This is a genomic window from Enterobacter cloacae complex sp. P27C (genome assembly GCF_014895705.1).
In the GTDB taxonomy this organism is placed as follows: Bacteria; Pseudomonadota; Gammaproteobacteria; order Enterobacterales; family Enterobacteriaceae; genus Enterobacter; species Enterobacter bugandensis.
The window spans coordinates 155867-166592 of the sequence record NZ_JADBQB010000004.1 but is presented as its reverse complement, the minus strand read 5'-3'; the positions used below and the strand labels follow the sequence as shown (position 1 = coordinate 166592).

3 protein-coding genes are annotated in these 10726 nt (G+C 47.6%); all 3 read right to left on the bottom strand.

What is annotated here, in order from left to right; genetic code table 11:
- Position 1: 1 nt before the first annotated feature.
- On the bottom strand, positions 2–2860 hold the full coding sequence (locus IM291_RS09500) for a DEAD/DEAH box helicase (protein ID WP_192986726.1): 2859 nt from the start codon (positions 2858–2860) through the stop codon (positions 2–4).
- A 251-nt stretch (positions 2861–3111) separates the two neighbouring features.
- On the bottom strand, positions 3112–5343 hold the full coding sequence (locus IM291_RS09495; protein WP_192986724.1) for a hypothetical protein: 2232 nt from the start codon (positions 5341–5343) through the stop codon (positions 3112–3114).
- Positions 5340–10049: a hypothetical protein gene (locus tag IM291_RS09490; protein ID WP_192986722.1), complete on the bottom strand. Its 4710-nt coding sequence runs from the start codon at positions 10047–10049 to the stop codon at positions 5340–5342. The genes IM291_RS09495 and IM291_RS09490 overlap by 4 nt, the downstream gene beginning before the upstream one ends.
- Positions 10050–10726 lie beyond the last annotated feature (677 nt).

Below are 10726 nucleotides of genomic sequence, written 5' to 3'. Positions count from 1 at the left end.
ATTAGCCCTCCGCTCCGGTGATTACTGCAATAACCTGGATGTAGGGCTCTTTTTCGGTGGTCATGGTGTCCTCAATCCATTGGATATAGCTGTCAAAATTGTGTTCGATTTCGCGCTGACGTTGTTCTTTGCGGTTCTGTTTCACTGAAAGCAGCTGTTTATTATCGGCAAAATCCAGCTCCAGTTGACTCAGCTGACGCCCACGCAGAACCTCCAGCTTTTGTAGATGTTCATTGAGCTGCTGATTGATATGCTCCTCAAAAGCATTTCGATCGTGAACAAACACATCCCGCGCATGGGAGATTGCCGCTTCCAGCAGATCCTGCTGGCGCTGGTGGTTACGATCTTTACCACCACTGTTAGTCAGTTTGCTTCTCAGTTGCGGATGTCGTTTCAGGAACTCAGCAAAAGGCAGGCTACCGCTTAACGTTTCGCGGTTAAAGCTCACCACCAGCCACGGGTTCACCATCGGGTGCGACTTACGGTTCGGGAACAACCCGGAAAGGATGAAATGATCCTCATCAGGTTCAAACAGGTGCGGCAGGCGCATCACCGGAGCCTGGTGGCGACCAAAGGCAGACTGAATTTTGTCGTCTAACCACTGCACTACCGGGTTAATTTGCCAGAGATACTGCACATCGGGCCAGGCATGTTGCTCACCGCGCGCACGCGAAATGGCTTCCGTGATAACGGTTTTGTCCTGGCTTAGATAAAGCTGCCAGTTTTCCGGCGCAATTTCCGGCGGTAACTGGTTAAAGCGACGGCGTAACTCCTCCGGTGCGACCAGCGATAAGGTGTTATCAGGCAAGGTATTGTATTGCACGGTCTGGCCGCAGGCCTTCAGATAGCCTAGCGCTTTTTCGCAGTATGCCTGCTCATTATCAAACAGACTAATGTCGCTTTCGGTCACGATCGAAGCATCGCTGGACACTGCGCTGCAGATTTCGCCAAACAGGTCGTGTTCAGAATTTTCAGTGACATTGCTATTCAACAGGTCGTCGAACAGGCTGGCGCCATCGTCCTGCATCATGAATTCAGCAACCTGCTCCTCTTCCTCTTCTTGGGTAAATTTGCCGGTAAATTCGGAACTGTCGCCAATATTCTTCTGCGCCTGTTCGTCTTTATTGATCAGCACTTCCAGCACACGCATATCACCATTGATCTGCGGTTCGCTGGCTTCAGTCAGCAAGTAGCGGATCTGTGGTTGGTGTTTTTGCCCATAGCGGTCAATACGTCCGTTACGCTGCTGGAATACCATCAGCGACCACGGAATATCGAAGTGAATCATTTTATGGCTGAGGTGATGCAGGTTGATACCTTCAGACGCCACATCCGAGCAGATGAGCAGGCGTAGCGGAGACTGGGTTTTGCCAAACGCTTCGACGGTTTCCATCAGAACTGTATCGCCCTGATCGCCTCGCAACGTGGCAATTTGATCGTCTTTCAGCTTGAGATCGGAGCGCAGTTGCTGCTCAAGGAACTCGAGCGTTTTGATACCCTCGGTAAAGATCACCAGACGATCTTCCGTGTTATTCGCTTTCCAGCAGAGATCGTTACGGATGGTCTCCAGCAACAACTGATACTTGCTGAACTGGCTGGCATCAATATTATTGAGCGCCAGCAGCAGTGACTCTAATTCGTTAATCTGGCTCTGACTGTTTATTTCTTTGCGGTTCTCAAGCCGCTTCAGGCGGTTAGCCACCACGCTGGCACATGCCATTGGACTGGAGAACAACGCTTTTTCGAGCGTAATTTTGAACAGGTGGCCTTTATTTGACAGCGAGTCTTCATCATCATCGTCACGGAACTGACTCTCAACCAATCGGCGGTAGGCTTCCTCTTCAGCTCCGGTTGCCGGGCGCATCAATTTGACGATATTACGTTCCGGAAACTCACCAGCCATCTGATCTTTTACGTCTTTTTTGAAGCGACGCACAACCAGATTTTTATCGGCAAAATCGGCGTATTCATACTCTTTAGGATTAGCAATGGCCGTCGGGTCGAGCATGTTCATCAGGCTAGCAAAACTTTCAGCCTTACCGTCATGCGGCGTGGCCGAGAGCATAATCAGCGTATCGCTACGCCCGGAGAGCAATTTTGCCAGTTTGCTGCGTAAGGAACTGGTCCCACGTTGAGCGACGTTATGTGCTTCATCGATAACAATAATATCCCACCAGGCGTTTTCCAGGTGGTGGCGATATTCGATGTCTTGTTTCAGAGTATCGATGGAGATAATGGTCTTATCGAAATAGTGGAACGGGTTGTGGTTGGTTGGGATGCGGTTACGCACCTTTTGTAAACCAGCGGAGTCAAGTCGCGTCAACGGAATAGCAAAACGGCTCCAGAACTCTTTCTGGAATTGCGTGAGCATGGATTTAACCGCCAGCACTAGAATGCGTTTGCCACGTCCACGGCGAATCAGCTCTGAAACCAGGATACCAGCTTCCAGCGTTTTACCCAGCCCTACCGCATCAGCAATTAATATCCGCTGGCGCGGCTGTGCCAGTGCCATGCGCGTGGGATCGAGCTGAAAGGGCATGGAGTCCATCGCAGCCTGATGCCCAAAATGGACTTTGCTGTCAGTCGGGACGCGTTGGCGTAGCTGGCCCTCTATGTACAACTGAGCCGCCTGGTAATTGGCTGACTCATCTTCCACCAGATTTGTTTTTGCTGGATCGAGAATCTCGACTTTTTGCTCCAGCTTTGTCAGAAATAGCCCTTCTTTACCGCGTACCAGCTCCGAAATTCCATCACAGGTCAGCAGGTGACCACCATCTCCGCTGTCATCCGCCCGGCGAATGCGCCACTCTGCATCACGAATAACCACCCGCATCCCAGGTGCATAATTTTGCTTATTCATCGGTTTTTCTGTCTGTATGAGGCAGTGGCGGTAACACTATCCCGAGCGATGTGGTGCGGCACACTGCGATAAAAAAGAGGGCCTTAAAGATAACATGAAGGGCAGCGTCAGGGGGATAAAATGGAATGTAATGCGCAGAAATCACGCATAAATTTCAAACAACGATAGTTAAAAAGTGAGCTGGGTCAACTCCCCCACACTGAGTCGGTGGGGGAGAATTCGTGATTAAGGGACGAAGGTTATAGACCGTGTTAGTTCTCAACCATCAATCGTGAAAGCTTGGCAAAAATCGAACTCTTACTACTTTCGCCGCTCCTTAGCATATCCAGGGTGAAGCTATTGAGGTAAGCACCAGTTAACGGGTGATTAAATACATCTACGGCCTTACCTTGGGCATCCCATATCAGCAGATTTTCTACCAGGTTAGGCCGTGCAATAGTAGGATTTGTAGGCTGAGCATCGCTTACCAGAACAAACACTCCATTCTCATGCGGTTGCAGGTAAATATGGTGATGCTTCATCTTTTGAGTTTTAGTCAACGAGTCGTATTTCGAGCGGCCCGGTGATATCAGATAGGGCAGTACGTTTTGCTCCAATTTTGCTGAGCGGGTGATAGTATACCCGTTAAATTTATCACCTTGACGCTCCGCCAGCGCTTTTTCTTGTTCCTGATAAGCGTATGAATCGACGATATTAAATTGCGCCGGGCCAATCAGGCGCGGCACGCGGGAGCTGTTATAGGTGGTAAGCAGCACATCTGCTGTATGGTCGTAGAGATAGAAGCTTTTATCGAATAATTTCTTTAGTCGTCCCAGAGCTGGATGATCAACAGATAGATACTCGAATTCACCTTCGACGATCCCGGTATCAACCACCCTAAGTTGGCCGTGCTCTATTTTTAGTTCAACATACCCAAGCAGGTGGATATTACTTTTCGTTTTGCGTACCGCATAGGCGGTATAGTGCCCGTTCGCCAAGTCTGGCAGTGGAATGTGATGTTGATTGAGTAAGCTCTCTTTGAACCATAGTTCAGTTTTCGTTCGGCGTACCTTACTTTTCAATAAGGTAACTGCTGACTTGAGACGACTGTGTGGTTTCGTAAGTTCGATTTCGTATTGAGCAGGGTTGCTTATCAATTGTTCATTAATAAAATCAATCGCATCCAGCAACTTACGATCAATGTTCATTCCTTGTAAAACCACAGGCAGTGGTTGTTGATTTAGCCACCCTTGCAAACGATCTAACTTAAGCTGGGTATAAATATCCCAGTTGAGTTCAGGTTGTTTTCGGGCGTCGGCAAAGGCTGAATAGAAATCATTGTACTCAACAGATTCATTCTCTTGCTGCCGGATGCTGTTGCTTCGTTCTTCCTCTACCGCATTGAGTACCAGAATAGATGTATTAGCAGGCAGCTCAGCAAATCCGGTTTGTCGGGAATGTTTAAGCGATGCCAGAGACCAGAGTTGATACCCGGGGAACTGGTTGGCTAATGCATCAAAGAAATAAGCTTCTTGCGTGACGCTGAATTCGACGCCGTTATTAACCACCAACAGCGTATTAGCCAGCTGTTGATCGAGGTCGGTAGCAAACTGATTGACCTCGTGTGTAGCCTGAAATGGGATAGGTTGATGGGGGATCTCTAGTTCACTGAGCCGCTCGCAGGCAGCATTCATGACCACGTTATAGGTATAGGCTTGGCATTCGCCATAACCGCTGCGCTCACGAAAAAAATCCAGTTTGCTATCACGGGCATCAAGTTTGCGCCGAGCTTTAAGCCGACGATTATCGATGCTAAACCACACGCTGGTATCGTCCAGGGATAGGTGCATCTCATCCGCCGGTTCGACCAAGAATTTTCGTTTGTGCAGGGTAAAAGCGAGTTCATTATATTCTGAGGCATAAATGTCGAGCTCAAAGGCTTCCATCACCCCGATGCCTTTTTTTTGTGTGACGGGCTGACTCAGACGAGCGTTAAGGTAAAGCGTTGAGTTGAAGTAAGTCGGCGATACCGAAAAGCGCTCACTGGCTTTTTCCAGCATTACCATTTTCAAATGCAGGCTAAATAATCCCTGAATCAGGCGAGATAGGTCATGATTTTCAGCGGTGAGTTGCTGACAAAGCGTTTCAATACGTTCTGCCAACGTCCTATGAGCCTGACTGTTCGGGTTAGTTGCAGGCGCCAGGAAAAAAAAGACGTGATGGTAATTTGGTAAGCAATGCAGTTCATATTTTACCTCCTGCCCGGCTTCCAGCCCAAGCTTCTGCCGCACGCAAGATTTTACCTCCTGATGAATTCGCGCATAGTAATCAGCGGATTTTTCTTTTCGCTCTTTAGTAAAGCGCTGAACCATAAAGTCTATCGTATAGATATTAGATATAGGGGCCAAGAGACGCTGGATAGTCGTCAGCTGATCTTCTTCAAGCTTGATCAAATTGGTTCGGGCAATCGGAGTATCCGTCAGTTCATTCAGATTAGGGATCATGAGACTTTTCCTTTAGTCGGCAACTTTTCTACACCCAGCAGGGTTAGTAACATTGGGTTAATGTCCAATGTCATGCTCAGTTTCGAGTTTTCCTGAGCTCGTCCGCTCTCTCGATTTTTGGGCTGATAGTACTGGTAGTCGGTTTGCAACAGGTTAAGGTAGTGGATCGTGTGATCCACGTTATCTTGCCACATCAGATTATTGGGGTTCTGGCTGTAGGCGACGTTCAGATAGACAAATCGAATGCGTTCGTAACGGCCTGACAGCACAGCCTGAAGCTGTTTCTGCCCCTCTGTATCTGCCTTTTGGCTGGTGATATTACGGATCTGGCGAATCTTGTTGTTGCTTTTCTCAAGCGTTTCTTCTGCCCGCGTTAAATCATCCAACTGCGTCGCCCAGCGTTTAACGTCGATGCAGAGCAGGTCGTTACCCACTTCAATAAAGCGGTCAAAAAACTCATATACTAGCGGTTCAAGGCGTTCAAACACCTGTTGATCAGAAAGTGGGGTAACGCCATAGCTTTTTAGCACTTTATCGAAGAGATATTCACCGACATTGCCTTTGAGCAACGGAACTAGCCTGGGGTTGGGTACCCATTTTTTGAATGCCGTTTCCTGGATGTTGTCACATTCACGAATCAACTCGCCGACCAGGTTGCCGGGGGTAAAATCGACATCGTTTCTATACTGCGGAAAGAGGGTGAGCTCAGGCCGGTACTCTCTTGCGCCGCCAGCGAAATCCGACAGGGCGGAATAATCTCTGTGGACAAGTCCATCCGGGCCGCGTTTGTGGCAAAGTAAAATAGTTTGGTTGCCCTGATGGCGGTCGATAAACAGGGCGTGGTGGATTGACTGCATTTGCCGATTGGCGGCATACAAGGAATTAGCCTGAAGTTTTTCCAGCCAACGCATGGGATCGGTAAAGGAGTCAGAATCGCGGAATAAATTACACAATTCGAGATATTCAAGGTTGCCGGCGCGTACCTGATTTATCCAGTCGGTTTTCAGGACTCGCTTATGAACAGCATCGATGCGGCGACCATTTTCTACGATAGCCTGTTCAAACGCATACCGCTGTTCTGCATCACTAAATGACTGGTTCTGACTCAGCTTTTCGCACTCCTCCATTAGGCGGTGGTTAAGCAAGGACATGCTTTCTGATACTACCTCGTTACCGCTATCTTCACTGAGAGCGGCGAACTGGAATGCAACATTACGGAACACATCGCGAGGTAAAAAGATTTCTGTTTTCAATAGAGTGTCGCGACGCTCGACTCGCCCTACGGCCTGCACGACGACTTTGAATAAGCTCATATCATGTTCGGCCATTAACAGGCGATAGTTTTCGCCGTGGGCGAAATTAACGTTGAAATCGGCCAGCTTGTGGACGGTAATATCGTCATCAGCGTAGTGTTTAAGCACGGTAACGTAGTTAGGTAATGTATTAAGGTTGCCGCTGTTGTCCTTTACTTCGCTGTAAAACGAGGAGTTGATGAGCACTAAGCGCTCAAAATCGACATCCAGACGTGGTGCATTGATATCATTAATATCGCCGTCATGGTATTTCACAAAGTAGTTGAGGCCGGTGCCTGCACTTTTGTAGCTGCTCATAAATACCAGTACGGTATTGCTGTTCTGGAGATAGGTTTCTTGCCTAATATCTTCGACATTAGCCAGTGGTGAATCGAAAAAGACTAAATGGACTGTGTGACGCCCTTTGAATGGGGTAAAGGTCAGGATCTGGTCATGTTTCTTATCGTTATCCGTTTTTTCATCGCACCGGGAGTGCATACCGTACTGCTGACGCCAGGCTGATTGATGAGTGCGCCAGGCGCTGATAAAGGCCCGCTTAAATGTCCCTGAAAGGGACAAAATCAGGCTGTTTTTACCCTCGTAGGCGGCAAGCAATAACGCTTCAAGTTCCCGCTGGTACTGACGCCGTTTATAGGCATTTTTCAGGTCGTACTCCAGCGGTTTCTTCAGCGCGTCAAAAAAGTTGTCATACGTCCTGCTATAGATCTCACAATTTTGGTAGATATCGGTCAATTTTAACTGCTTATCATCGAACACCCTGAAGTCGACGTTGCGGATACTGGCTCTCAACGCGCGTAGTGCTCTAAGCGTATCGATATCTGTTTTTTTACGTTCAATGACTCGATAGCCAAGGTCACGGCTATAGCGCTCCAGGAAGTGACGATTGAAGTTACCGTTTTTGGTGTGGCTAAAACCACTGGTGGCGCTAAGTCCAATCACTTTATTGTGCGTGCCCGTTAATAAACGTAGCAGCATGGCTTCAGGCAACTCTTGTACCAGATCCATCTCGAACGCCAGAATAATTGTACGCTCGGCTCCACTGTTCACGTAATTGAGTTCAACTATCGGCGTCATCGTGAATACAGTTTTGGGTTGCAGATAAGTGTAGAAATGATCAATCAACAAGTTTTTATCGGTGGTGCGATCGAAGATATGTCGCACCACTCCAGCTACATTATTGGCTGCGTCAACAAATTGGCCCAAGGGTGTATTCTGGCTGCTGGAGTTATCCTGGCCACCATTTTTTACCCAGCGCTTAAAGTGTCGGTTGGTGATATCAGAACAGGCGGCGAGGATGACGGAGACCAATTGGAACAGATCGTGCAGGGTGGGATTGGTGTCGCTGGCATCATTTTCGACTTCGTAATACAGCTCGGTGCGCGTTATGTCGCCTTCGCTGTTGCGCATACGAATACGTTTCAGCCCCTCTTCATTAACGTACATTTTGGGGTTAAAGCTGAACACATTCCGGGTAATGGAAATGATGCGTTCGGCGGCGTCGCCGTTAACTTCGAATGCTCCTAACTGGTCGCGAAACATCTCCAGTATCGAGCCCAGCGTCGTACCGGGTGATAATTCGCACTTTTTCGCCAGTAGATCTCGAAGGATGGTGATGAATTTGACCATCTCTTGCTCAAAGGTCGTTTGCGCTTCTTTGGGCTTTTTCCGGCGCTCCAGGCTGAGTACCGCATTGTGAATACGTCCCGCGACAGAGATAACATGCGCCAGATTATTTTCCTGTGTGATTAGCTTTACATGGCATGTTTCTTCAAGGCGGGTGTAGGCTTCATGTAGTTCATCAATGATTACCGTAAAGCGAATATTTTTCTGGCGAAAAGGGCAGTCTGGATTACTTCTGAAGTGTTCATCACGAAGATAGGCAACCTGCCCGGTATGGCCAGCTGCCGCAACGGTGCTGATCTGTGGATCTTTGGGAGTCAGCTTGCCGCCAATCAGCAAGTCGAAACCTACGGACTCAAAACGCACGCCTTCACCTCGCTGACGAGGCGCCAGTCGGTAAGTTGATGTGTCGAACTTATTTGTAGTCATTAATAGCACCGACGGGCGGTACTGGCAAACTTCGAAAGGCAATACCTGTTTGATAAGCTCGAAGTAGACTTCGTGTACGCTTAGTTCAGACTTGCTTGGTTTTCGTGCTGTCTCCACGTGTTGCATTCGCTCTTGGCGCGCCTGGAGCCCGCGACGAATGTACTCTTTAATGGAAGCTTTTTCACTATCTGGTCCAAATAGTAATTTACAGGCTGACTCAATCGTATTGCGGATACTATGACGACAGTTTTTTAGCTGCTCTTCAAGAATTTCTCTTTCGTAGTTGGTATCCTGAGAACCGTATGTTGTCAGCTTTTTTAACTGCTCTTCACAGCGATCAATTTGTGAGACATGGTAATTGAGCGAACGCATTGCGCTGCCAATATATTTGCTACCTTTCGCCCCTTCGTACCACTGAATATAGCGGTCGCGATTTTTCAAGCCCGTGGCCCAGTCCATGAAGTCGAGATCGGCAATATCCTTACGAGAGAGAACGCAAATGAATTCGCCGCCAGAAGCCAGAATTTTGTCTTTCTGGCTGCTATCCAAGTCGATTTGTGATTTTTGCGGCGACATGAACAGCAGGTTGGTAAAGCCACCTTCGGGAAACAGATCATCTGACTTTTGGTTTTTGGCGAAACACTCTAGATATTCGACATACCCTTGAATTACGCCATAACTTTTGCCGAATCCCGTACCATCGGAACTGAATATGACCTCAGCACCATCACGTTCATGCACGTGGTAAAGTTGAGAGACTTGGGCGCGGCAAGCGTTAATATCTTCAACCAGCGTTATGTCAGGAATTTGCCTGGAGATAAGATCTTGCAGATTATTATTGATAGTTATCTCTCCAACACGCTCACACTCACGGTAACTATTGATGGTTATTTGGCCACTGTCGATCAGAAGCTTTTCTATCTGCATGGAGGAAAGATGCAAGGCTTTTGCAATTTCATTGATAGTATTGGACAGTGGTTCGTGTGGATTGCTATTCGTGAAGTGGTTTAGTGCTGCTGCAACGGTATCTGGATGCAATGCTTTTTTGAGAGTGGGAAAGGTGAGGCTATAATCGTATAGCGCCAAATCATTGTTTATCAGACAGCGAAACCGCTGTTTAGTGGGATCGCCTCCAGGACGGCTGGCAAATCCCAGGATTTTTGCCTGTTCGAGTCGATACAACAATGCTGCGGCATCGCGATCAGGTGAGTCAAATGCATCGTGAAGCTGCTGGCTAAATGGCATTGTGGCATTCAGCCGGTTATGGCTGACCAACGCGGAAAAGTGCTGACGTACCAAGGTAAGCAGCTTACAATCTTCCTTTATAGTCCAGCTTTTTCTCATTCTTCTCCCCCTTAATATAAATGCACCTGCAACCACTCAGCCAAACGCTCAACGTCAAAACCCGTAATCCATACTCCCACGCCAAAAACGTTTTCGATAAATATTCATCATATTTTCGAGGCACTTTTCAGAGATGCTCTTGGCAAGACGGAACTCAGGAGGACAAACCTTCCTGTAGTGCATTGCTTAGCGTCTGCTTAACTTTCCCGAGCGTGTTTTTCAACTTCAACTACGGCAGCAAATGAGACGGTCTTAAAACCGTGCAGGATAGGCCATATCTACAACGTGTTTACTATTTGAGCACACACTGTGATAGGGCAGTCACCTTTCCGATAAATGGTGAACCGTCCCTGACGAACAACAACATGAACGCACATCTCCTCATCGCCTGATCAAAGTAGCTGCCAACTATTTTTCGCCTCAACATTGATGTTTTTTTACTAACGATTTCGACTACCTTCCGAAGCGACCACGACAAAAAAATATTGGTTACATATCAGTCTAATATCACCGGAGTAAGTTGACTTTTGATAAGCTATTTCAAGCTATTAATAGCTGATCATGCTTCCCAAAATTGCTTACTTATAGCAAAGTCATATAGCATAAACTGAAGGGCGAATTGTTAAATCATACCGTGACTGAGCTGAAGAACAAGCATAAAAACAATATCATTAACA